The sequence below is a fragment of the Actinomadura fulvescens genome (genome assembly GCF_039533225.1).
Lineage (GTDB): Bacteria > Actinomycetota > Actinomycetes > Streptosporangiales > Streptosporangiaceae > Spirillospora > Spirillospora fulvescens.
Map to the genome: position 1 here is coordinate 636,099 of NZ_BAAATD010000003.1, position 22,897 is coordinate 658,995.

The following is a 22,897-nucleotide window of genomic DNA, read 5'->3' on the forward strand; positions in this document are numbered from 1 at the left end:
CGTCGATCCCGTCGGGACGTTCGAGGCCGCACGCCGTCGTTACGGCCCGGTGTTCCGGATGGACTTCCCGGGCTTCCCGCCCGAGGTGTTCGTGACCACCGCGGAGCTGGCCGAGCAGGTGTACGCCACGGACGCGTCCGGCGGGCGGGCCGGCGAGATCCGGCGGCAGTTCCTGGAACCGCTGGTCGGACGGCATTCGCTGCTCACCCTGGACCACGCGCCGTGGTGGCGGCACCGCAGGCTGATCAGCCCGCCGCTGCACGGCCGCGCCATCGCCCGCTGGCGCGCGGAGATCGCCGGGATCGCCGCGGCGGAGATCGCCCGCTGGCCGCTGAACACCCCGTTCGCCCTGCGCGACCGCATGCAGGACATCACGCTGGAGGTCATCCTGCGGCTGGTGTTCGGCGTCCGCGACACCCGGCGCCTGGACCGGCTGCGCGGCGCCGTCGCCGAGCTGATCGACGCCGCGGGCGCGTGGTCCCTGCTGCTGATGCCCCCTCGGCCGCGCGACTGGCTGCTCGCGGCGCCCGTCCCGCGCCGCGTGCCGTTCCTGCCGACCACGCGTTTCGCGCGGGTGCGGGAGGCCGTCGACGAGCTGTTGTACGACGAGATCGCCAGGCGGCGCGCCGCCATCGACCCCGACGCCACCGACGTGTTGTCACTCCTGCTGGCCGCCCGCGACGAGGACGGCCAGGGCATGTCCGACCAGGAGCTGCGCGACGAGCTCATCACGCTGCTGGTGGCCGGGCACGAGACCACGGCCACCGGCCTGGCCTGGGCCTTCGAGCGGCTGCTGCGCAACCGGCCGGTGCTGGACCGGCTGACGGCCGAGCTGGCGGCGGGCGAGGACGAGACCTACCTGGACGCGGTGGTCAAGGAGACGCTGCGCTCCCGGCCGGTGGTCTACGACGTGCCCCGGCTGCTGGACGCTCCGCTGCGCCTGGGCGGGCACGAGCTGGAGGCGGGCTGGATGGCCTCGCCGCTCATCATGCTCATCCACCGCGATCCGGAGGTGTTCCCCGAGCCCGGCGCCTTCCGGCCGGAGCGGTTCCTCGGCCCGGACGCCGCCCGCGCCGGCAAGGCGTGGATGCCCTTCGGCGGCGGGCGTCGCTACTGCGTCGGCGCGCAGCTGGCGCTGATGGAGATGCGCGTCATCATCCGAGAGGTGCTGGCGGCCGTGGAGCTGAGCGCGGTCGATCCGGCTCCGGAGAAGCCTCGCGTGCGCCACGTGACGCTCGTACCGTCGAAGCGGACGCGGGTCGTGGCACGGCCCGTGCGGTCGGGACGGTCGCGGAGCGCCGCGCCGTCACGGGTGGTCTGACCACCAGCAGCACCGCGCCGAGCAGCACGCTCACCACGGCGCCGTCCAGCCAGTAGTGGTTGGCGGTGCCGACCACGACCGCGACGGTGATGACCGGATGGGCGATCCACAACCACCGCCAACGGCCGCGGGTGCTCACGATGAGTCCGGTCGCGACGACGAATGCCCAGCCGATGTGCAGCGACGGCATCGCCGCGTACTGGTTGGCCACGGTGTCGGCGTGCGGCGGCCCGTACACCGAAGGTCCGAAGAGGGCGCCGGTGTCGACCAGGCCGGTGCCGGTGAGCATGCGCGGCGGCGCGAGCGGCAGGAACAGGTGGAGGGCGAGCCCGGCGGCCGTCAGGGTGACCAGCACCCACCTGATCCAGCGGTAGTGCGCGGGCCGCCGCAGATAGATCCAGAGGAGGAACGCGGCGGTGGCCGGGAAGTGCACGTACGCGTAGTAGGAGTTGGCGGCGTGCACGAGCGGGTCGCTGTGCAGCAGCGCGTGCTGCACGTCCAGCTCGCTGGGCAGCCGCAGGCGGCGTTCCAGGTCCCAGAGCCCGCGGGCGTTGTCGAACGCCTCCGCCACCCGCCCGTTGGCCAGCAGGCGGCCGAGCTTGTACGCCCCGAACAGAACGGCGATGAGCAGCAGTTCCCGGATGGGCCTGGGCCGGCCGCCGCTCGGCCGGAACCACCGTGGGCGCTGTGGCCGGGGAGTCTGCACAAGATTCATCGCGGTCCTTCGGGGGGTGGGCGATCCGCAACGGGGCCCGCCGCCGCCCCGCCCTCTCGGACGGAACGGCGGCGCGGGCTCCGGTCAGGTACGGGCGGTCTCCAGCTCACGGGCGGCCGGGGCGTCGTCCGCGCCGAGGTGCTCGCGGAGCTGCTCCCCTTCGACGTCGACGTTCGGCACGAGCCGGTCGAGCCACCGGGGCAGCCACCAGGCGGAGCGGCCGAGCAGTGCCATCACGGCCGGGACGATCGTCATGCGGACGACGAACGCGTCGAACGCGACGCCCGCCGCGAGCGCGAAGCCCATCATCTTGATCATCGACTCGCCGGAGAAGACGAACCCGGCGAACACGGCCATCATGATGACCGCGGCCGCGGTCACCACCCGGGCGCCGTGCCGGAACCCGGTGACGACCGCCTCGTCCGGCCCGGCGCCGTGCACGAACTCCTCGCGCATCCGCGTGACGAGGAAGACCTGGTAGTCCATCGCGAGCCCGAACACCACGCCGATCAGGAAGATCGGCATCATGCTCATGATCGGGCCGGTCTCCGCCACCCCGAGCAGCGAGGCCAGCCAGCCCCACTGGAAGACCGCGACCACCGCCCCGAACGTCGCGGCGACCGTCAGCAGGAAGCCGAGCGTCGCCTTGAGCGGCACCAGGATCGACCGGAAGACCAGCGTCAGCAGGAGGAACGCCAGGCCCACGACCACCGCCAGATAGGGCAGCAGCGCGTCGCCGAGCTTGGCCGAGATGTCGATGTTCATGGCCGTCTGGCCGGTCACCATGACGTCGGTACCGGGAGACGCGCTGTGGGCGCGCAGCTGCGACACGAGGTCCTCGGTCGCCTCGGTGCTCGGCCCGCTCTTGGGCACGACGGTCAGCATCGCGGTGTCGCGCGCCTGGTTGACGACCGGCGGGGTGACGACGGCGACGCCGCCGAGACGCTGGGCCTGCCCGGCGAACCGCTGCGCCGCGGGCTTGGCGTCGCCGCCCTCCCCGGCGTCGACGACCACCATGAGCGGGCCGTTGAAGCCGGGCCCGAAGCCCTCGGCCAGCAGGTCGTAAGCCTTGCGCTGGCTGGTCTCGGAGCCCTTGGCCTCGTCGCCGGGAAGGCCGAGCCGCAGGTCCAGGGCAGGCGCGGCCAGCACGCCCATCCCGACCACGGCCAGCAGCAGCACCGGCAGCGGGCGCCGCACGATGAACCGGGCCCAGCGTTCCCCGGCCGGGGGCTTGCCGCCCGGCCGCGCGCGACCACCGCGCAGGCCGGGAATCCAGCCGCCCAGCACAGCGCCCCGTGTGGGGGGACGACCCCCCACAGCCCCCCGGGCGGCTCCGCCGAAGATTCTGCGCCCGGCGAACCCGAGCAGCGCGGGCAGCAGGCTCAGCGCGATCAGCACCGCGACGACCACGGCGAACGCGGCGGCGAGGCCCATCTCGGTGAGCAGCGGGATGCCCACGACACCGAGTCCGGCCAGGGCGATGACGACGGTGAGACCGGCGAAGACGACCGCCGACCCGGCGGTGCCGACCGCGCGGCCCGCGGCCTCCTCGCCGCTCCGTCCCTCCTCCAGCTCGTGCCGGTAGCGGGAGACGATGAACAGCGCGTAGTCGATGGCGACGGCCAGCCCGAGCATGAGCGCCAGCGTGGAGGTGGTGGAGCTCATCTCGATCAGCCCGGTCGCGGCGGTGATGCCCGACATCGCGATGCCGACGCCGAGGATCGCGTTGAGCAGCGGCAGCCCGGCGGCGACCAGCGAGCCGAAGGTGATGACGAGGACCACGGCGGCGACCGCCACACCGATGATCTCGGTGGCGCTCTGCTCCGGCATGCCCTCGGTGGCGCTGCCGCCCATCTCCACCGCCACCCCCGCGGCCTTGCCGGGCTGACCGGCGGCCTCCAGCGCCGTGCGGTCGTGCTCGGTGAGGTCGATGGGCGTCACCTTGTAGGTCACCTGCGTATAGGCGATCCGGCCGTCCGGCGAGACGGCCTTGGCCTGGTACGGGTCGACGACGTTCGCCACGTCCGGCAGGGCCCTGAGCTTGCCGACCACCTGCTCCACGGCGGCCTTGCCCGCCGGGTCGGTGACCGTGCCGCCCGCGGGCGCGGCGAACACCACGCGTGCGGTCGCGCCGTCGGCGGACGCCTGCGGCATGCGCTTCTCGAGCAGGTCGATCGCCTTCTGGGACTCGGTGCCCGGGATGGAGAAGTCGCTGGACGTCGGACCGGCCAGGGTGGCGGCGCCGACGCCGAAGAGCACGAGCAGCCCCACCCAGAGCGCGGCGACGAGCTTGCGGCGCCGGTAGGAGAACCGGCCGAGCCGGTAGAGGAAGGTGGCCAAGAGAACAGATCCCATCATCGCGGGCGGCCTGGGGGCGGCCCGAGCGGTCACGTGGGCATGCCAAAAACGGACATGCGGGTATCGCCTTACGACGGGCTGGGTCGTCAGGCTGCCGGGTGGGGTGGGGTGGACGTGGGGGTCGGCGGGACGGGGCGGGCTAGGCCCGCGGTGGCGGCAGGCCGGCGCGCAGTTGCGCGAAGGCCTCGTCGATCAGGTCGGGCAGGTCGGTGCCGGTGGTGCCTTCGGCCCACAGCTCGACCGCCGCGCGCATGGCCGTGCCCGCGGCGCCGGCCAGCAGGTGGGGGTACAGATCGCGCTCGGCGTCGGTCCCGGTGCGGGCCGCGACGATCTCGGCGATCTCGCGCTGCATCTCCCCGATGCCGCACAGCTGCTGCCCCATGAGCGCGGGATTGTCCTTGACCACCCGCAGCAGCGCGATGGTCTCGGCCCGCGTCTCGGGCGGCAGCATGATGCCGACCAGCACGGCGCGCAGGGAATCCCAGACCGGCTCGCCCGCCGGGCGGGCCCGCAGGCCGTCGATCACGGCCTGCGCGCCCTCGGTCAGGGTCGCGACGATCGCCTCTTCCTTGCCGGGGAAGTAGTTGTGGAAGGTCCGGGGCGACACTCCGGCGGCCGCCGCGATGCCCTCCACCGTGACCCTCTCGACGCCGTGCTCCACGGCCAGGCGCATGGCGGCGAGCCGCAGCGCCTCGCGTGTCGCGGCCTTCTTGCGTTCGCGCAGGCCCATCTCGACGGTCATACCACCACGGTAGGCCAAACTTGCGCGTTCAGCAAAGTTTCAGAGGCTGTCAGTTTGCGTGATCTGAATCATAGTGCGTCCGGCAGTGGCAGTCCCACGTAGTTCTCGGCGAGGGACGTGGCCGCCGCCCGGGACGACGCCACGTATTCCAGGTGCGAACGTTGCAGGCGCCGTGCGAAGTCGTCCGCGGCCGGGTCGGCGTGCAGGAGCGTGGTCATCCAGTACGAGAAGTGCTCGGCCCGCCAGACCCGCGCGAGACAGGTCGCGGAGTAGGCGTCCAGAAGCGTCTCGGAGCCGCCCGCGTAGCGCTCGGCCAGCGCGTTCGCCAGGACGGTGACGTCGGAGACCGCGAGGTTGAGGCCCTTGGCGCCGGTGGGCGGCACGATGTGCGCGGCGTCGCCCGCCAGGAAGAGCCGGTCGTGCCGCATCGGCTCGGCGACGAAGCTGCGCATCGGGGTGATCGCCTTGTCGGTGATCGGGCCCTCGCGCAGTTGCCAGCCGTCGCTCGTGGCGAAGCGGGCGGCGAGCTCGGTCCAGACGCGCTCGTCGGGCCAGGCGTTCAGGTCCTCGTCCGGCGCCACCTGGAGATAGAGCCGGCTCACCTGGGGCGAGCGGAGGCTGTGCAGGGCGAAGCCGCGCTCGTGGTGGGCGTAGATCAGCTCCTCGGTGGACGGCGCGACGTCGGCGAGCACGCCGAGCCAGGCGAACGGGTAGTCGCGCGAGAACGTCCGGACGCCCGGCACCGCCGCCCGGCCGACGCCGTGGAAGCCGTCGCAGCCGGCGACGTAGTCGCAGCCGAGGGTGTGCACCGCGCCCTCGTGCCGGTAGGTCACGCTCGGCGCGGCGGGGTCGATGCCGAGCACCTCGGCCTCGAACCGCACGTCGCCCCCGTCGGCCAGGCGGCGCGCGACCAGGTCCTTGACGATCTCGGTCTGCGCGTAGACGGTCACCGTGCGGCCGGTCAGCTCGGTCAGCGGTATGCGGTGGCCCGCGCCCGCGAACCGCAGCTCCAGCCCGTGGTGGACGAGCCCTTCCCGGTCGAGCCGCTCCCCCACGCCGCTGTCGCGGAGCACGTCGGTGGTGCCCTGCTCCAGCATCCCGGCGCGCTGGCGCTGCTCGACGTAGGCCCTGCCGCGGCTCTCCAGCACCACCGAGTCGATGCCCTGCCGGTGCAGCAGGTGCGAGAGCAGCAGTCCCGCGGGGCCGCCTCCCACGATCGCGACCTGGGTACGCATGGCGCCTCCTCGTTCGTTCCCTGCGATCCTGGCGTGCGCACCCGCTGCGTCAAGGGCCGGATTTCCGTTCAGCGGAAGCGCCGCCCGGTCGTCCCGCGGGCCCGCCGCGCCAGTGCGCGACCAGGTCGCGCGACAGGGCGCGGGCGGCGGTCGTGAGGGGCGGCAGCAGCCGCCGGACGTCGGCGCTGCGCGTGCGCGTCACGAGCGACAGGGCCGCCACCACGGTGCCGTCGCCGTCCCTGACCGGGGCCGCCACCGAGGCGGCACCGAGGGTCATCTCGTCGCGGGTGACGGCGTAGCCGTTGCGGCGGACCCGGGCCAGGCAGTCACGCAGCTCCTGCGGATCGGTGATCGTGCGGGCGGCGTGCCGCGACAGCCCGCCGGCGAGGACGTCGTCCAGGACCGCGTCCGGCGCGTACGCGAGCAGGACCTTGCCGACTCCGGTGGCGTGCAGCGGCAACGCGGCGCCGACCTGGGTGACGACGGGCACCGATCTGATCCCGCGCAGCCGTTCGACGAAGAGCGCCTTGCCGTCGCGCAGCACCGCGAGCTGGACGTTGTCGTGGGTGGCCTCGTACAGGTCCTCCATGTGCGGCAGCGCCAGCTCGCGCAGGCCCGTCACGGCGGGCGCCTGGCTGCCGATGCGCCACAGGCGGGTGCCGATCCGGTACGTGCCGTCCGGGACCCGTTCGAGGAAGCCGCCCGCGACCAGCTCCCCGACCAGGCGATGGCCGGTCGCGAGCGGCAGCCCGGCACGGCGGCAGATCTCGCTCAGGCTGAGGCGGACGTCCCCGGCCGCGAAGGCGTCCAGGATCGCCATGACCTTGGCCGCGACGCTCCTCAACCCGTGCTCATTCCGTGCCCGGCTCGGGTTCGGCCAGGATCCGCTGGGCCACCGCGAACGCCGCGTTGGCGGCGGGCACACCGCAATAGACGGCGGTCTGGAGCAGGACCTCCTTGATCTCCTCCGGGGTCAGCCCGTTGCGGAGCGCCGCGCGGACGTGCAGGGCGAGCTCCTCCAGCTGGCCCCGCGCCACCAGGGCGGTGAGGGTGACGCAGCTGCGGGTCCGGCGGTCGAGGCCGGGCCGGGTCCAGATCTCACCCCACGCGTAACGGGTGATCAGGTCCTGGAAGTCCGCGGTGAAGCCGGTGGTGTGCGCCACCGCCCGGTCGACATGGGCGTCGCCGAGCACCGCGCGCCGCGTCCGCATGCCCTCGGCGTGCCGCTCCTCGTCGTTCATGCGGGCAGTCCCTTCCATGTACGGTCCAGCTGGGCGGTGACGGCGCGGGTGACGGGTTCCGGCCGTTCGGCGTTGGCGAGGTGGCCGGCGCCGTCGATCACGACCAGCTCGGCGCCCGGAATCCCGGCGGCGAGCGTCTCGGCGTGGCCCGCGGGCGGGGTGGCCACATCCCGCGCGCCCGCGATCACCAGGGTCGGCGCGGTGATCCCGCCGAGCCGGTCCGTCGCGTCGAAGCGGGCGAGCGCCTCGCAGCAGGCGGCGTAACCCTCCGCGTCGGTGGCGCGGAGCATCTCGACGTAGGGTCCGGCGCCGGTGAAGCCGGGCGTGAACCAGCGCGCCGCGGCCGTCTCGGCCAGCGGTCCGGTGCCGTCCCCGCGTACGCGCCGGGCTCGTTCGTGCCACGCCTCCGGCGGCCCGAAGCTGGGCGACGTGCAGCACAGGATCAGGCTCGCGACACGGTCGGGCGCGCGGAGGGCCAGAGCCGTGCCGACCGCTCCGCCGAGTGAGACGCCCGCGTAGGCGAACCGCTCGGTCTCCAGCCGGCCGAGCAGCCGCACGATCTCGTCCGCGATGCCCTCGACGGTGACGGGACCGGCCGGCGGTGATGACCCGCCGTGGCCGGGCAGGTCGTACCGGAGCACCCGCCAGCGCGAGGCGAGGGCGGGCACCTGCGGATCCCACAGCCGCGTGCTGGTGCCCAGCGACGGGCCGAGCACGACGAGCGGAGCGTCCTCCGGGCCGTCGAGGCGGTGGTGAAGGGCCGTCACCGCAGGCTCCTGCGATACGCCGCGAGCACCCGGTCGACCAGCTCCGTGGCGGCTCCGGTCGCGGGTTCGGCGCGGGGATCGGCGTCGGAGCCGCCGCCGAGGACCGCCAGGAGGCCGTCCAGGTTGGCCCGCATCCGCTCGGGAAAGACCTCCAGCCCGTCGAGCAGCTCGGCCATGGTCGCCGCGGCGCCGCCGGTCAGCCGGAGGCACTCGCGCAAGGGCTGCCATTCGGCGTGCCACTCCCCGGCGGGCCGCTCCAGCGGCGCGGCCTGCGCGGCGAGCACGACCTGGGTGCAGGCGGGCACCTGAAGGGCGGCGGACCGGACCATCGCGGCGAGCGCGGGGTTGCGTTTGTGCGGCATCGCCGACGAACCACCGCGTCCGGGCGCCGCGGGCTCGGCGAGCTCGTCGATCTCGCTCTGCGCGAGCAGCACGACATCTGTCGCGATCTTGCCCAGGCCTCCGGTGACGAAGGCGAGCGCCGCCGCGAGCTCGGCCACCGGGGTACGCCGCGTGTGCCACGGCAGCATCGGCTGGGCGAGCCCGGTCTCCGCCGCGAACGCGCCGACCAGCTCCACGGCGCGTTCCCCGAAGGCGTCGAGCGTCCCCGCCGCTCCGCCGAGCTGGACGGGCAGCAGTACCGACGCGAGCCGGTCGCGCGACTCCAGGACACCGGCCAGCCAGCCGGCCGCCTTGAGCCCGAACGTCGTCGGGAGCGCCTGGCGCCCGAGGGTACGGCCCGCCATCGGGGTGCCGCGGTGCCGTTCGGCGAGCACGGCCAGCAGGGCGAGCACGCGGTCGAGGTCGGCGAGCAGGATCGTCCGGGTCCGGGAGGCGACGAGCATCGCGGCGGTGTCGACCATGTCCTGACTGGTGGCGCCATGGTGGACGTGCTCGGCCGCCGCCCCCGCCAGGCGCCGGAGATCGGCGACCAGCGGCACCACCGGGTTGCCCGCGCCCCGGGCGCGGCGGGCGAGCTCGACCAGGTCGATCCCGTCCCCCCGGGCCGCCCGTTCGATGGCCGAGGCCGCTTCCGGCGGCACGATGCCCAGCCGTGCCTGGGCCCGCGACAGCGCCGCCTCGGCGTCGAGCAGGGCGCGCAGCCACGCACGATCGCCGGTCGCCGCCTCGGCGGCGGTCCCGGCGCGGACCGGCGACAGCAGCCCGGCATCGGGCTGCCCGTGCTCCCGCGCACCTCGCCGCCCGTGCCGCTCGGCGCCCTGACCGTCAGAACCCAAGGAAGACCGTCTCCCGTTCGCCTTGAAGATGGATGTCGAAACGGTAGGCCCCGCCGGCCTCCCGTACTGCGATCAGGGTGTCACGACGCGCCGCGGGCACCTCGGCCAGGAGCGGGTCGCCCTCGTGGTCGTCTTCGGGGAAGTAGAGCCGGGTGAAGACGGGCTTGAGCAGGCCCCGCGCGAAGACCAGGACGGAGAGGTAGGGGGCGCCCGCGCCGACCCGCCCGGGCTTGACCGTCGAGAACCAGTAGCTCCCGTCCGCACCGGTCGGGCACCGCCCGAAGCCGGAGAAGGCCCCCGCCGCACGCCGCAGCCCGCCGGGCCGCCGCGCGATCCTCCCGGCCTCGTCGGCCTGCCAGATCTCCACCAGCGCGTCCGGGACCGGATCACCGGCCCCGTCGAACACCCGGCCGTGCACGCGGACCGCGCCGCGCCGTCCGGCGGGGACGAGCTCCGGCCCGCCGTCGTAGGGCAGCGCGTGTCCGAAGAACGGGCCCACGGTCTGCGAAGGGGTCGTCATCACTCCTCCACCGGGGTGTCGCCGAGCACGATGTCCCACTGGTAGCCGAGGGCCCATTCCGGCTCGGTCGTGTCCAGGTCGAAACGGGCGATCAGGAGCTCGCGCGACCGCGCGTCGGGGATGGACTGGAAGATCGGATCGTAGGCGAACAGCGGATCGCCCGGGAAGTACATCTGGGTGACCAGGCGCTGGGTGAACGCGGTGCCGAACACCGAGAAGTGGATGTGCGCCGGCCGCCAGGCGTTGTGGTGGTTGCGCCAGGGATAGGCGCCCGGCTTGATGCTGGCGAACCGGTAGCGGCCCGCCGCGTCGGTGAGGCACCGGCCCGCGCCGGTGAAGTTGGGGTCGAGCGGCGCCGGGTGGTCGTCGCGCGCGTGGGCGTAGCGCCCGGCGGCGTTTGCCTGCCAGACCTCGACGAGCGCACCGGGGACCGGGCGGCCTCGGGCGTCCAGGACCCGGCCGGTCACGATGATCCGTTCGCCGAGCGGCTCGCCCGGCGCCTGCCGGGTGAGGTCGGCGTCCAGCGCCCCCAGCTCGGCGTCGCCGAACACGGGCGCGGTCAGCTCGACGCTGTCGGGCCCGAGCCTCGGCATGACGGGCTCCCGGCCGGGCGCGCGCAGCACGGTGCTGGCGTAGTCGGGGTGCAGGTACGGGGGGTGGGTCATGCCGGCTCCAGAACTGACGGCCCGGTGCGGGCGCGGAGCTCCTCGGCCGTCACGCCCGGCGCGGTCTCGACCAGGACGAGCCCGTCGCCGGTCACGTCCAGGACGCCCAGGTCGGTGATGACCCGGTCGACGCAGCGGGCGCCGGTCAGCGGCAGCGAGCACTCCTCAACGATCTTCGCGGCGCCGTCCCGGGTGGTGTGCTCCATCACGACGATCACCTTGCGGGTGCCGTGGACGAGGTCCATCGCGCCGCCCATCCCTTTGATCATCTTGCCCGGCACCGACCAGTTGGCCAGGTCACCGCGAGCCGAGACCTGCATGGCCCCGAGCACCGCGATGTCGATGTGACCGCCGCGGATCATGCCGAACGACAGCGCCGAGTCGAAGGCCGCGGCGCCGGGCGACAGCGTCACGGTCTCCTTGCCCGCGTTGATCAGATCGGGGTCGACGTCGTCCTCGGCAGGGTAGGGCCCCACGCCGAGCACCCCGTTCTCGGCGTGCAGCACCACGTGCCGCCCCGCGGGGATGAGGCCGGGGATCAGGGTGGGAAGGCCGATGCCGAGGTTGACGTAGGACCCGTCCGGCAGTTCGGCGGCCGCCCGCGCGGCGATCTCGTTCCTGGACCAGGGCATCAGGCGCCCGCCTTCCGCCGCGCCGGAGACGCCGACGACGCCGACGTCGCCGATGTCGTCCGCCGTTCGATCGGCTTGTCGGCGGCCTGCTCGGCGGTCAGCGCCACCACGCGCTGCACGAACACGCCGGGCAGGTGAACGGCGTCCGGGTCGAGCTCGCCGGGCTCGACCAGCTCTTCCACCTCGGCCAGGGTGACGCGGCCCGCGGTGGCGCACAGCGGGTTGAAGTTGCGGGCGGCCCTGGCGAACACGAGGTTGCCGTGCCGGTCGCCCTTCGCCGCGCGGACCAGGGCGAAGTCGGTCGTGATCGCTTCTTCGAGCACGTACGACCGCCCGCCGAACTCCCGTACCTCCTTGGCGGGAGAGGCGATCGCCACGGCGCCGTCCGCCCCGTAGCGCCACGGCAGCCCGCCCTCCGCGACGAGCGTGCCGACGCCCGCCGGCGTGTAGAACGCCGGGATGCCCGCGCCGCCCGCCCGCAGCCGCTCCGCGAGCGTGCCCTGCGGCATCAGCTCGACCTCCAGCTCGCCGGCCAGATACTGGCGGGCGAACTCCTTGTTGTCGCCGACGTAGGAGCCCATCGCGCGGGCGATCCGCCCCGCCGCGAGCAGCTGCCCGAGTCCCCTGCCGTCCAGCCCGCAGTTGTTGGAGACCACCCGCAGGTCACCGGCCCCCTGCTCGTACAGCGCGCGGATCAGTACCGCGGGCACGCCGCAGAGCCCGAAGCCCCCGACCGCCAGCGACGACCCGTCGGCGATGTCGGCGACCGCGTCGGCCGCCGATGCCACGACCTTGTCCATGCCCTCACCCTCGCAGGGGTCGCGGCCGGTGACAGGCCGAGGCTTCCGCTCAGCGGAAACCCGGACCCGCGACCCGAGGACGTCAGCCGGCGGGGGCGGGGGCAGGCTCTCCGTGCACCAGCGGCAGGCCGAACAGGGCGAACAACGAGAGATCGAAGAAGACGCCGACGTGCGCGACGGCGCCCTCGGTGTTGATGCTGAGCACCTGCAGCTGGAACGCGCGGTGCACGCCGTCGTCGTCGCGCTTGTACATGCCGAAGGCGGGCTGGCCGTTGGCCGACGTCGGCACCATGATGATGTCGCCGGGCCCGGGGCGGCACTGGACCCGGATGAGCCGCCCGATCGCCTCGGCACCCACGAACCACTCGGGGAACGGCGGCATCTCCCAGGCCGCGTCCTGCTTGAAGAGCTTGATCAGACCCTCGATGTCGGCCTTCTCGAAGGCGGCGGCGTAGCGTTCGAGCAGGTCGCGCTGCTCGGGCTCGGTGGGCTCGGCGAGGGCGTCCTGGTCGGGCGCCGCCTGCTCCAGCTGCGCACGGGCCCGCTGGAGCGCGCTGTTGATCGCCGCCGTGGAGGTGTCGAGCAGCTCGGCCACCTCGGCGGCCTTCCACTTGAGCACGTCGCGCAGGATGAGCACCACGCGCTGCTTGGCGGGCAGGTGCTGGAGCGCGGCGATGAACGCCAGGCGGGTGCTCTCGCGGGAGGTGACGATCGAGGCCGGGTCGACCGCCTCGGAGCCGAACACGCCGTCGGGCGCGGGCTCCAGCCACGGCACGTCGTCGAGGGCGACGACGGGGCGCTCGGGGTCGTCGCTCGGGGCGCCGAGCCCGGAGGGCATGGGCCGCCGGCCGCGCTGGTCGATCGCGGTCAGGCAGACGTTGGTGGCGATCCGGTAGAGCCAGGTGCGCAGGGACGAGCGTCCCTCGAAGCTGTCCTGGGCCTTCCACGCCCGGATGTAGGTCTCCTGGACCAGGTCCTCCGCGTCGTGGATGGACCCGAGCATGCGGTAGCAGTGCGCCAGCAGCTCCCGCCGGTAGGCGTCGGCTTGGCTCTGGAAGTCCGGGTCGACGGTGGTGTCAGCCATGATCGTGATCCTCACGCGCGGCACGAAGGTCGTTGTCGTCGGTCCGACGGTACGCGGCACCCCTGACAGGATGTGGGCGAAACGGTACCACCCCCAGCTGACCAGGCATTTCCCGGCAAACGATGAGTTTTGGCGCACCCCGCGGTCCATATCCGTGAACGCACCGAGAACCATGCTGACGACGGAGTGGACATGACTGACACCGGGACACGGCGAGCCGGACGGCGGGAGTGGGTCGGCCTGGCCGTGCTGACACTGCCCACCCTGCTGCTCTCCCTCGACATGAGCGTGCTCTACCTCGCGCTCCCCCACCTGAGCGAGGACCTGGGGGCGACCGCCACCCAGCAACTCTGGATCATGGACGTGTACGGCTTCATGATCGCCGGGTTGCTGGTCACGATGGGCACGCTGGGCGACCGGATCGGCCGGCGCAGGCTGCTGCTGATCGGCGCCACCGCGTTCGGGCTGGCCTCGGTCGCCGCCGCCTACTCCACCAGCCCGGAGATGCTGATCGTCACCAGGGCGGTGCTCGGCGTCGCCGGTGCCACCCTGATGCCGTCGACGCTGGCGCTCATCAGCACGATGTTCACCGATCCGCGGCAGCGCGGCCGGGCGATCGCGGTCTGGATGAGCGCCTTCATGGGCGGCGTCGCGCTCGGCCCGGTGGTCGGCGGCGCACTGCTGGAGCACTTCTGGTGGGGCGGCGCGTTCCTGCTCGGCGTCCCTGTGATGCTGCTGCTGCTCGCGACGGGCCCGGCCCTGCTGCCGGAGTACCGCGCCGAGCGGCCCGGACGGCTGGACCCGCTGAGCGTGGTGTTGTCGCTGGCCGCGATCCTGCCCGTCGTGTACGGCCTCAAGGAGATCGCCAAGAGCGGCTGGGAGCCGCTGCCGGTCACCACGGTGGTCGTCGGCGCCGCGTTCGGCGTGCTGTTCACCCGGCGTCAGCGGCGCCTGACCGACCCGCTCCTGGACCTGAGCCTGTTCACCAACCGGACGTTCAGCTCGGCGCTGGTGATCTGGCTGCTGTTCGGCCTGATCCAGGGCGGCAGCTACCTCTTCTTCGCGCTGCACCTCCAGGTGGTGGCGGGCCTTTCGCCCATGGAGGCCGGACTGTGGCTGCTGCCGTCGTCGCTGGCGATGGTGGCGGGCTCGCAGGCGGCCCCGGCGCTGGCACAGCGTTTCCGGCCCGGCTCCGTCATCGCCGGCGGGCTGCTGCTGACGGCGCTCGGGTACGCGGTGCTGACCGGTGTCGACTCCGGCGGCGGCGTCGCCGTCCTGGTGACCGGCCTGGTCATCGCCCTGCTCGGCGTCGGCGTGGCGGCGGCCCTCGGCACCGACCTGATCCTCGGCGTGGTCCCGCCCGCCAAGGCGGGGTCGGCCTCGGCGCTGTCGGAGACCAGCGCCGAGCTGGGCATCGCACTGGGCGTGGCCACGCTGGGCAGCCTCGGCACGGCCGTCTACCGCGACCGGCTGACCGACGCGCTTCCCGGCGGCCTGCCCGACGAGGCGGTGCGGACGGCGACCGAGGGCATCACCGGAGCCGCCGCCGCGGCCGGCGCCCTGCCCGCCGGTCAGGCCGGCCAGCTGATCGCCGTCGCCCGCGACGCGTTCACCACGGGCCTGACCACGCTGGCCGCGCTCAGCGCCGTGCTGTTCGCCGGGCTGGCCGTGCTGGCGTTCGTCACGCTGCGGCACGTCCGCCCGGGCTCAGAAGGCGAAGCCGCCGGGACGCCCGTTGCGGTCGGCGAGGAGCCCGGCGAGGGTGGCCACGGCGATCTCGGCGGGGGTACGGGATCCGATGTTGAGCCCGATGGGACGGTGCACCCGCGCGATGTCGGCGGCGCAGACCCCGAGGGCGGTCAGGGCCGCAACGTGCGGGGCGGGGCGCCGGGGGTTGCCCATGACCCTGATCCAGCGGACCTGACGGGCGAGCGCGTCCCGCAGTACTAGCCCGAGCTCCTCGCGATGGTGGTCGGTGACCACCATCGCCCGCCGGCCGCCCGTGCCCGACCGGCCGCCGGAAACACTTCCCTCCGGGCGCGGTTGCCTGCACCCTGGATTCCACAACCCCGGCAGGCACGCTCTGGAGGGACAGTGATCGTGAGACCGGAGGGCGGCCCGCGGGTTGTCGTGGGGGTCGACGACTCGGCGGGCGCACGCTGCGCACTCGCCTGGGCGATCGGCGAGGCCCGCATCCGGGGGCTGCCGCTGCTGGTCGTCCACGCCGCGCCGCTGCCCGCCCACGTCGCGGCGGCCGGTCAGCTCGGCTGCGTGACCGAGGCGCTGCAGAGCGCGGGCGAGCAGCTGATCGCCCAGTTGCTCGGCGAGGTGGCCGACGGCCGCCCCGCCGGCGTCGAGACGGCGACGCTGCCGGTCGTCGGAGAGCCGGGCGCGACCCTGGTGCGGCTCGCCCGCGGCGACGACATCCTGGTCGTGGGCCGCGGCGAGCGGCCCCCGCTGTCGCGGCTGCTGCGCCCGTCGGTGCGCCTGCACTGCGCGCGCCGCACCCGCGCCACCTTCGTCTGCGTCCGGCCGCCCGCCGTCCAGTCGGTCATCGAGCAGCTCTCGGACGGCACGCGACCGCAGGACCGGTTCGGGATCCGCAGGCTGGGCCAGCGGCTGTGGGGATCGGACTCCGGCACGGTCAACGGCGCCACGGATCGCTGAGCGCCCGGCGCCGCGCACCCGGCGGTGAGCGCCGTGCCGCCGCTGTGCGACGGTGGAGCATGCGCAAGTACGTGATCTTCGGCGTCCAGGGCAGCGGCAAGGGCACCCAGGCCAAGCTGCTGTCCAGGGACCTCGACCTGGTGCACATCAGCGTCGGCGACATCTTCCGCTGGCATGTGCAGAACCACACCAAGCTCGGCGCCCAGGTACGGCGGATCATGGCGGCGGGCGAGCTCGTCGGCGACGACCTCGCCGAGGGCGTCGTCCGCGAGCGCCTCGACCTGCACGACTGGAACTACGGGTTCGTCATCGACGGTTTCCCGCGCAACGCCCGGCAGGCGGAGTTCTTCCTGGAGAGCTACGACATCGACTCGGTCATCCACCTCGACCTGCCCGACGGCGAGGTCCGCCGCCGCGTCCTGGCGCGGCGCCTGTGCGCGCGGTGCGGCATGGACTACAACCTGATCGCCCACCGGCCCGAGGAGGAGGGACGGTGCGACGTGTGCGGCGGCGAGCTGGTCGCGCGGGAGGACGACACCGAGGAGGCCCTGGCCGAGCGCCTGCGCATCTACCACGAGAAGACCGACCCGGTGCTGGCCCTCTTCCGGCGCAAGGAGTTCGTGGTGAGCGTGGACGCCCGGGCCGACATCGGCACGGTCCAGAAGAACCTGCGTGAGCGGCTCGCCCTTCCCGCGCCACGAGTCTCGGAGCCGTGAGGCGGCGCGGGAAGGTGAAGGCCGGATGAGCTAGCGGGACGCCTGCACCTCCAGCCGGTAGTAGCGGGGCAGGTCGTCCCACGGATTGGGCCCGTCCCGGTCGGTGACGTAGGCCCCGGCGTTGTGCCGACGCGCCCTCGCCAGCACTTCGCATAGGGCGTGCCGTGGCGTCGCGTACACGAGGTGGCAGAAACGCCCGGCGTCGGCTTTCGTCGCCCACTCCGGCGCACGCAGGCTCCGGTACGTGCTCCACGGGCCCTCGAACGTGACGAGCAGATCGGCCAGGCCCGCGTAGCGCGGGTCGGGGTGCACGCCGTGGTTGAAGACGACGAACTCCGCTCCTTCCGCACGCACCGCGTCCACGACGCGGGCGTAGTGGCCGAGTTGGCGGTGCCCGGCGGCCACCTGGTCGAGGAAGACCCGCCGGACGCCGTACCAGTCGCGGTGACGCCGCATGTCGGCCGCCACGTCGCCGGGTGACCGCAGCCCGTAGGCGGTGTCGACGTAGCCGGCGAGGGTGATGCCCGCCGACCGGGCCCGCGCGGCCACGGCGGCGAAGTCGGCGTCGGGGACGACGCCCGGCCCGTCGGCGACGTTGAGGACGGCCAGGTGCGGGCAGGTGTCGGCGAGTGCGGACCAGGCGTCGGCGGCGGGCGGGAAGTACGCGGGAACCACGATCAGACCGGACATCCCACCTCGTTCCAGAGATCCCGCATGGAGGCGTCGAGCCCGATGGCGGGCGTCCAGCCGAGGGCCCAGCGGATCGCGCCGATGTCGGCCCGCTGCCACGCCACGCCGCTGGACCGGCCCGGGTTCGCCCCGGGAGCGGTCTCGGTGACGCGTGCGGACGAGCCCGCGGCACGGATCAGCGACCCCACCAGTTCGCGCAGTTGCGTCGCCCGGCCGCTGCCGACGTTCAGCACGGCGGGCGGCGGGGCGGGCGCCCGCACCGCGGCCAGCACGGCGGCGGCGACGTCGCGCACGTCCACGAGGTCGCGGTAGGCGTCGAGCGAGCCGAGCCGGACGGTCCCGTCCGTGCCCGCCGTGCGGCGCAGCTCGGCGGCGAGCCGCCCCGCCAGCGTGGTCGCCGGGGCCCCGGGCCCGACCGGGTTGAAGACCCGCAGCACCACGGCGTCCAGGCCGCTCGCGGCGGCGGCCCGGACGAGCTCGGTGCCGGCGAGCTTGGTGACGCCGTAGGCGGCCAGCGGCCGGGGCGGTGCCGTCTCCGCGACCGGAACGCCCCGGACGACCTCCCCGTACTCGGCGGCCGAGCCGAGGTGCACCAGCCGGAACGGGTGTCCGCAGGCCGCCGCCGCACGGACCAGGTGCGCGACGGCGACGACGTTGCCGCCCACCATCGTGCCCACGTCCCCCGCGGTGGCGCCCGCGCAGTTCACGACGGCGTCCGGGGCCGTCGCGCGGATCGCGGTGGCCACGGGCTCCCATCCGGCCGCGAGGTCGAGCCGCAGCCCGCCCGGCCGGGGCGCGCGTGACGCCTCGGCGACCTCGATGCCGAACTGGGCGGCGCGTTCCCGCACGTGCCGCCCGATGAAGCCGTTCGCGCCGATGAGCAGGATCCTGGTCATCGCGTCACCTCGTCGAGCAGGACGGGACGCAGGGCGCTGAACTCGGCGTTGGCGCGGTCGTAGTCGTCGGGGCGTCCGATGTCGAGCCAGTAGCCGTCGAAACGGAACTCCTGCGGGAGGTCGCCCGCCGCGAGCAGATCCAGCACCAGCTCGTCGAAGCCCAGCGGCAGTCCGGGCTCGTAGCGGGCCAGCGTCCGCCGGGAGAGCCCGTACACGCCCATGCTGACCCGGTAGTCCAGCGTGGGCTTCTCCGCGAACTCCACGACCTGTCCCTCGTGCGTGGTCAGGACGCCGAAGTCGATGCTGACCTGCCGCGCGTACGTGGCGACCGTCAGCGGCGGCCGGGTGGCGGCGTGGCGGCGCAGCAGGTCGGCGTAGTCGAGGTCGGTGAGGACGTCGCCGTTCATCACCAGGAAGTCCGGCGGCAGCCGGTCCTTGATCGTGAGGAGCGGGCCGATCGTGCCCAGCGGCGACTCCTCGACGGCGTAGTCGATGCGCAGGCCCCAGCGCTCGCCGTCGCCGACGTACGAGCGGATCAGATGGCCGAGGTGCCCGATCGCCAGGGTCACGGTACGGAAGCCGCGCCGGGCGAGCTGGTGGAGCAGGATCTCCAGGATGGAGTACTCGTCCCCGATGGGGACCAGCGGTTTGGGCAGGGTCGAGGTGTACGGCCGCAGCCGCACGCCCTTGCCGCCCGCGAGAACGACCGCGTGCATGGCGCTCCCCCTCAGACCTGGTAGGCGCCCGGCTTGTACCGGGCGAGGTTGGCGGGGTCGAGGAACCACTCGATCGTCGCCTTCAGCCCGTCGGCCCGCGTGTGCCGGGGCCGCCAGCCCGTCGCGCGCCGCAGCCGCCCGTCGTCGCAGAGCAGGCGCATCACCTCCGAGTCCGGTGGCCGGCGGCGGATCTCCTCGCCGCGGAACTCCACCCGCGCGCCCATCAGCCCGGCGATCTCGTCGGCCAGGGCGCCCATGGAGATCTCCGTGCCGGAGCCGGCGTTGAGGACCCGGCCGGTGACGGCCTCCTCGGGCGCGGTGCCGACGCTGACGAAGGCGGCGGCGGTGTCCTTGACGAACGTGAGGTCGCGGGTGGGCTCCAGCGCCCCGACCGAGACCACGGGCGAGCCCGCGGCGATCTGGCTGATCACGCTCGGGATGAAGGCGCGGGCCGACTGGCGCGGGCCGAAGGTGTTGAAGGGGCGCAGCGTCACGACCGGCGTGCCGAAGCTGGCGTGGAAGCTCTCCACCAGCTTGTCCGCCGCCGCCTTGGACGCCGCGTACGGCGACTGCGTCTGGAGCGGGTGGGTCTCGTCGATCGGCACCGTGCGCGCGGTGCCGTAGACTTCGCTCGTGGAGGTGTGCACCAGCCGTGACGCGCCCGTGAACCGGACGGCCTCCAGCATGTTCAGCGTCCCGATCACGTTGGTCTCGACATAGGAGCGCGGGGCCCGGTAGGAGTACGGAATCGCGATCAGGGCGGCCAGATGGTAGACGACCTCGGCGTTCCCGACCAGGTCGCGCGCGGACGCCGGGTCGCGCACGTCGCCGAGGATCACCTCGACCCGGTCCATGACGTCCCGGGGCAGCGTGTCCAGCCACCCCCAGCCGCCGAACGCGTTGTACTGGACCATGGCGCGCACACGATCGCCGCGTTCGACCAATGCCTCCACGAGGTGTGAGCCGATGAAACCTTCGGCTCCTGTCAGGGCGACCAGCCGTTCCATGGTGACCTGCCTTTCTGCGTGCGGGGTTGGGGTCTTCATCGATGGCATGTGACGTGGGACAGGGCGACGAGCGCGTAGCCGCCCAGGGCGGCGAAGAGCGTGCCGGAGGCCGCCGCCTCGACCACTCCGGGGCCGGCGTCGCCGACGAGACGGACGACGGACGCCTCGCCCGCGAGGGCGAGGGCGCAGCCGCCGAGCACGATCGAGACGCGGCCACATGACAGGAGGGTGAGGGCGACGAAGAACGCGCAGCCCAAGGCGAGGTGGCCACCGAGCACCCACATCGGCGCGGCCTCCACGGGCACACCGGCGAGCGCCGCCACGACGGCCAGGAGCAGGGCGAGGGAGAGGAGGTATCGAGTGACGGCCCGCGACAGCGCCACGCGGGCGCCGCGTGAGAACGCCGCGACGGTCACGTTCCGGTGCAGCAGGTCGTGCGTCGCCCGTCGGTAGCCGAACAGCGTCCATTCGGCGGCGCCCATGGACAACGACAGCGCGAGCACGGCGGCCGTCGTCGCGGTCGCCGAGGCGGGCCGTCCCGCGAGGTCGTTCAGCAGCGAGTGGCTCAGCAGCCCGCCCGCCAGCAGGCCGAACGCCGCGTGCGGCGCCGCCGCGGCCAGCTCCTGCCGGGTGACCACCGGCCGTCCGGGCGAACGCGCCGCACGGTCACGGCGGGTGCCGTGGAAGGCCAGGGCGACGGTGGCCCCGACCGTCGCCGTCCAGGCCCACCACACGGCCGGCGGCACCGGCAGGCCGCCGGACTCCCCCGTGGCCAGGTGCGCCAGGGTGGCCGTCACGCCGGGGCCGAAGGCCAGCAGGAGCCGCCCCTCCTCGCCGTTGACCAGCACCACCGTGGCGGCGAGCAGATAAAGGCACTGACCGGCGGCCAGCGCCGTCGCCGGTCCATCCGCCCCGAGCACGAGCCCGGACAGCGCCGTCAGCGACAACGTCGCCAAGGCGCCCGCGACGAGCCCGTACCGCATGACGCGGGCGGCGCCCGCCGCGTCCGCCTGCCCGGCCCGGACGTATCCCAGGTAGGCGACTCCCTGGCCGAGGGTCCAGGACGCCAGCAGCGAGACGATCAGGACGGGGGCGGCGCCGGGGCCGGTCAGCAGCGGTGTCGCGACCAGGTAGCAGAGGCCCGGCAGCCCGAACAGCAGGCCGCGCAGCAGATGCCGCCACGCCGTTCCCCGCCACGGGTTCGGGGCCGGTTCGACGGCCCGGGGACGCCGGTCGGCCTCGGCGAACAGCGTCTCGGCGAACGCGAAGACGTCGGAGTGCCCGGCGCGCCGGGCCGCCTCGTCGTTCATCCCGTCCGCCTCCAGGCCCGCCGCGACCTCCAGCGGATCGACGGCCTCGGCGCACAGGTCCTCCAGGCCGAGCGCGCCGGCCGGATCGCCTGTGGACGGGGTCGTGGCGCTCATGCGGACCTCGCCTCCCCCTCATGCCCGGCGGTGCGAAGCGCTCCGGCGGCGAGGTCCGCGTAGATGGAGCGGAACGAGTCGACGGCCCGGTCCACGGTGAACAGCTCCAGCGCGCGGAGGCGGGCGGCGTTGCCGAGCCTGCGCCGCGCCATCTCGTCGCGCAGCAGCGTGACGCAGGCGCGCGCCATGCGCTCCGGATCACGCGGCGGGACCACGATCCCGGTGTCGGCGACGGCCTCCCGGATGCCGCCGACGTCGGTGGCGACCGTCGGCCGCGCGCAGGTCATCGCCTCGATCAGGGTGTAGGGGAATCCCTCGCTGATGCTGGACAGGACGACGACGGTGCCCGCCGCGTAGGCGTCGCGGATGTCGTCGACCCGTCCCTCGAACGTGACGCGGCCGCCCACGCCGAGCTCGGCGGCCAAGGCCTCGCAGCGGTCGCGGTACTGCTCCGCGCCCGCCGGGGTGCCGCCGAACAGGCGCAGCCGGGCCTCGGGAACGTCGTCGACGACCAGGGCGAACGCGCGGATCAGCGTTTCCAGATCCTTGATCGGGTCGACCCGGCCCGCCCAGCTGATCGTGGGCACGGCGGGCTCGGTGCCCGCGACCGGGAAGTGCTCCGGGTCGACGCCGTTGTAGACGGTCTCGATGCGGTCCGGATGGGCGCCGCAGCGCTCCTCCCACCGCCGGTTGTAGCGGTTTCCCGGCGTGACCAGATCGGCGGCCCGGTAACCGGCGCCGCACAGCTGCCGCAGGAATCCCAGCATCGACGCCTTGACCGGCCACGAGTACGGCGAGCGCCGGTAGCCGATGTAGCGCTCGCGCAGATAGATGCCGTGCTCGGTCAGGCACAGCGGCGTGCCGTTGACCCATTTGGCGACCAGTCCCGGCAGGATCGCCACGCCGTTCGACACCGCGTGCGTGACCCCGCCGCCGTGCGCCGGTCTCAGCAGCGGCCGCAGCGAGTGCTCCAGCAGGTCGGCCGCCGTCAGCGCGTCATGCACCGTCGGCCTCACGCCGGTGCGTTCCGTCAGGCCGCCGGGCGCCGACCACGCGTCCATCAGCCAGCGCACCGGGCCCTCGCCGCGCAGTCCCGCCTGGAGGTTCTCGCGCTGCCCGAACGTGTGGAGAGCGCGCAGGACCGTCCCGAAGCGGTCGACGTCCTCGCCCGGCCCGAGGATCGCGTCCAGGAGGCTCCGGTACAGGGACTCGAACTCGCGCCCGGCACGCCGCCGGAGCGTCCGCGCCCGCGGCATCGGCCCCCAGAGAGGCAGCGACTCCGCGGTGACGTTGCCGGGCAGGTCCCACACGACCGGCTCGGCGCCGGTGGCGGTGAGCGCGAGGACGTGGAACGAGGTCCTGGGCATCCCGCGTACGAGCTGGTCGCACCACACGCTCACGCCCCCGTAGGAATGCGGATAGGTGCCCTCCGTGACAAGCGTGACGTCCATCCCGTCCCCCGT

Annotated in this window: 22 protein-coding genes and 2 pseudogenes; 4 read left to right on the forward strand and 20 right to left on the reverse strand. The window is 73.8% G+C overall.

Annotated features, from left to right (window positions below):
• Nucleotides 1-58: 58 nt before the first annotated feature.
• Nucleotides 59-1,159 (forward strand): annotated as a pseudogene (locus tag ABD333_RS14995) (cytochrome P450); the annotation flags it as partial.
• On the opposite strand, the gene ABD333_RS15000 reads toward ABD333_RS14995, so the two are convergent.
• The 13 genes from ABD333_RS15000 to ABD333_RS15060 form a co-directional block, all read right to left on the reverse strand.
• Nucleotides 1,155-2,036 carry a phosphatase PAP2 family protein gene (locus tag ABD333_RS15000; RefSeq protein ID WP_344541352.1) on the reverse strand — a complete coding sequence of 294 codons (882 nt, stop codon included), beginning with the start codon at nt 2,034-2,036 and terminating at the stop codon, nt 1,155-1,157. The pseudogene ABD333_RS14995 and the gene ABD333_RS15000 overlap by 5 nt on opposite strands.
• An 84-nt stretch (nt 2,037-2,120) precedes the next feature.
• Nucleotides 2,121-4,376, reverse strand: a complete 2,256-nt coding sequence (locus ABD333_RS15005) for an MMPL family transporter (RefSeq protein ID WP_344541353.1) — start codon at nt 4,374-4,376, stop codon at nt 2,121-2,123.
• A gap of 157 nt (nt 4,377-4,533) precedes the next feature.
• Nucleotides 4,534-5,136 carry an acyl-CoA-like ligand-binding transcription factor gene (locus ABD333_RS15010; protein WP_344541354.1) on the reverse strand — a complete coding sequence of 201 codons (603 nt, stop codon included), beginning with the start codon at nt 5,134-5,136 and terminating at the stop codon, nt 4,534-4,536.
• 68 nt (nt 5,137-5,204) lie between these two features.
• Nucleotides 5,205-6,371 (reverse strand): 4-hydroxybenzoate 3-monooxygenase, encoded by a 1,167-nt coding sequence (locus ABD333_RS15015; RefSeq protein WP_344541355.1) that lies wholly within the window; start codon nt 6,369-6,371, stop codon nt 5,205-5,207.
• Nucleotides 6,372-6,420: 49 nt separating this feature from the next.
• Nucleotides 6,421-7,215 carry an IclR family transcriptional regulator gene (locus ABD333_RS15020; RefSeq protein ID WP_344541356.1) on the reverse strand — a complete coding sequence of 265 codons (795 nt, stop codon included), beginning with the start codon at nt 7,213-7,215 and terminating at the stop codon, nt 6,421-6,423.
• A gap of 7 nt (nt 7,216-7,222) precedes the next feature.
• The gene (gene pcaC / locus ABD333_RS15025; protein ID WP_344541357.1) at nt 7,223-7,612 is read right to left on the reverse strand and encodes a 4-carboxymuconolactone decarboxylase; all 390 of its coding nucleotides are present in this window, start codon (nt 7,610-7,612) and stop codon (nt 7,223-7,225) included.
• Nucleotides 7,609-8,379, reverse strand: a complete 771-nt coding sequence (pcaD, locus tag ABD333_RS15030) for a 3-oxoadipate enol-lactonase (protein ID WP_344541358.1) — start codon at nt 8,377-8,379, stop codon at nt 7,609-7,611. Before pcaD ends, pcaC begins: the two co-directional genes overlap by 4 nt.
• Complete coding sequence (pcaB, locus tag ABD333_RS15035; protein WP_344541359.1) at nt 8,376-9,617, reverse strand: 3-carboxy-cis,cis-muconate cycloisomerase; 1,242 nt, start codon at nt 9,615-9,617, stop codon at nt 8,376-8,378. Before pcaB ends, pcaD begins: the two co-directional genes overlap by 4 nt.
• Nucleotides 9,607-10,137, reverse strand: coding sequence for a protocatechuate 3,4-dioxygenase subunit alpha (gene pcaG / locus ABD333_RS15040; RefSeq protein ID WP_344541361.1), 531 nt, complete (start codon nt 10,135-10,137; stop codon nt 9,607-9,609). The genes pcaB and pcaG overlap by 11 nt, the downstream gene beginning before the upstream one ends.
• Nucleotides 10,137-10,802, reverse strand: coding sequence for a protocatechuate 3,4-dioxygenase subunit beta (gene pcaH / locus ABD333_RS15045; RefSeq protein ID WP_344541362.1), 666 nt, complete (start codon nt 10,800-10,802; stop codon nt 10,137-10,139). The genes pcaG and pcaH overlap by 1 nt, the downstream gene beginning before the upstream one ends.
• Entirely contained in the window at nt 10,799-11,434 is a 636-nt protein-coding gene (locus ABD333_RS15050; RefSeq protein ID WP_344541363.1) for a CoA transferase subunit B, read from the reverse strand. Before ABD333_RS15050 ends, pcaH begins: the two co-directional genes overlap by 4 nt.
• On the reverse strand, nt 11,434-12,234 hold the full coding sequence (locus ABD333_RS15055; RefSeq protein ID WP_344541364.1) for a CoA transferase subunit A: 801 nt from the start codon (nt 12,232-12,234) through the stop codon (nt 11,434-11,436). The genes ABD333_RS15050 and ABD333_RS15055 overlap by 1 nt, the downstream gene beginning before the upstream one ends.
• Nucleotides 12,235-12,316: 82 nt before the next feature.
• A complete protein-coding gene (locus ABD333_RS15060) occupies nt 12,317-13,318 on the reverse strand; it encodes a sigma-70 family RNA polymerase sigma factor (RefSeq protein WP_344541365.1) in 1,002 nt (333 codons plus the stop codon).
• 192 nt (nt 13,319-13,510) lie between these two features.
• Between ABD333_RS15060 and ABD333_RS15065 the strand changes: the two are divergent.
• Nucleotides 13,511-14,890, forward strand: a pseudogene (locus tag ABD333_RS15065) (MFS transporter); the annotation flags it as partial.
• 135 nt (nt 14,891-15,025) lie between these two features.
• Here the strand turns inward: ABD333_RS15065 and ABD333_RS15070 are convergent.
• Nucleotides 15,026-15,385, reverse strand: coding sequence for an XdhC family protein (locus ABD333_RS15070; RefSeq protein ID WP_344541366.1), 360 nt, complete (start codon nt 15,383-15,385; stop codon nt 15,026-15,028).
• Nucleotides 15,386-15,412: 27 nt separating this feature from the next.
• Here ABD333_RS15070 and ABD333_RS15075 point away from each other — a divergent pair, with 27 nt between their 5' ends.
• Nucleotides 15,413-15,985, forward strand: a complete 573-nt coding sequence (locus ABD333_RS15075; RefSeq protein WP_344541367.1) for a universal stress protein — start codon at nt 15,413-15,415, stop codon at nt 15,983-15,985.
• Between the two features lie 59 nt (nt 15,986-16,044).
• Complete coding sequence (locus ABD333_RS15080) at nt 16,045-16,701, forward strand: adenylate kinase family protein (protein WP_344541368.1); 657 nt, start codon at nt 16,045-16,047, stop codon at nt 16,699-16,701.
• Between the two features lie 30 nt (nt 16,702-16,731).
• On the opposite strand, the gene ABD333_RS15085 is transcribed toward ABD333_RS15080, so the two are convergent.
• Genes ABD333_RS15085 through pelF form a run of 6 tightly spaced genes read right to left on the reverse strand, consistent with a single transcriptional unit; the run spans nt 16,732 to nt 22,885 of the window.
• Complete coding sequence (locus tag ABD333_RS15085) at nt 16,732-17,391, reverse strand: spherulation-specific family 4 protein (protein WP_344541369.1); 660 nt, start codon at nt 17,389-17,391, stop codon at nt 16,732-16,734.
• The gene (locus ABD333_RS15090; protein ID WP_344541370.1) at nt 17,379-18,287 is read right to left on the reverse strand and encodes an NAD-dependent epimerase/dehydratase family protein; all 909 of its coding nucleotides are present in this window, start codon (nt 18,285-18,287) and stop codon (nt 17,379-17,381) included. Before ABD333_RS15090 ends, ABD333_RS15085 begins: the two co-directional genes overlap by 13 nt.
• The gene (locus tag ABD333_RS15095) at nt 18,284-19,003 is read right to left on the reverse strand and encodes a nucleotidyltransferase family protein (RefSeq protein WP_344541371.1); all 720 of its coding nucleotides are present in this window, start codon (nt 19,001-19,003) and stop codon (nt 18,284-18,286) included. The genes ABD333_RS15090 and ABD333_RS15095 overlap by 4 nt, the downstream gene beginning before the upstream one ends.
• 11 nt (nt 19,004-19,014) lie before the next feature.
• Nucleotides 19,015-20,049, reverse strand: coding sequence for a GDP-mannose 4,6-dehydratase (locus ABD333_RS15100; protein WP_344541372.1), 1,035 nt, complete (start codon nt 20,047-20,049; stop codon nt 19,015-19,017).
• Nucleotides 20,046-21,434: a hypothetical protein gene (locus ABD333_RS15105; protein WP_344541373.1), complete on the reverse strand. Its 1,389-nt coding sequence runs from the start codon at nt 21,432-21,434 to the stop codon at nt 20,046-20,048. The genes ABD333_RS15100 and ABD333_RS15105 overlap by 4 nt, the downstream gene beginning before the upstream one ends.
• Nucleotides 21,431-22,885: a GT4 family glycosyltransferase PelF gene (gene pelF / locus ABD333_RS15110; RefSeq protein ID WP_344541374.1), complete on the reverse strand. Its 1,455-nt coding sequence runs from the start codon at nt 22,883-22,885 to the stop codon at nt 21,431-21,433. The genes ABD333_RS15105 and pelF overlap by 4 nt, the downstream gene beginning before the upstream one ends.
• Nucleotides 22,886-22,897: the final 12 nt, after the last annotated feature.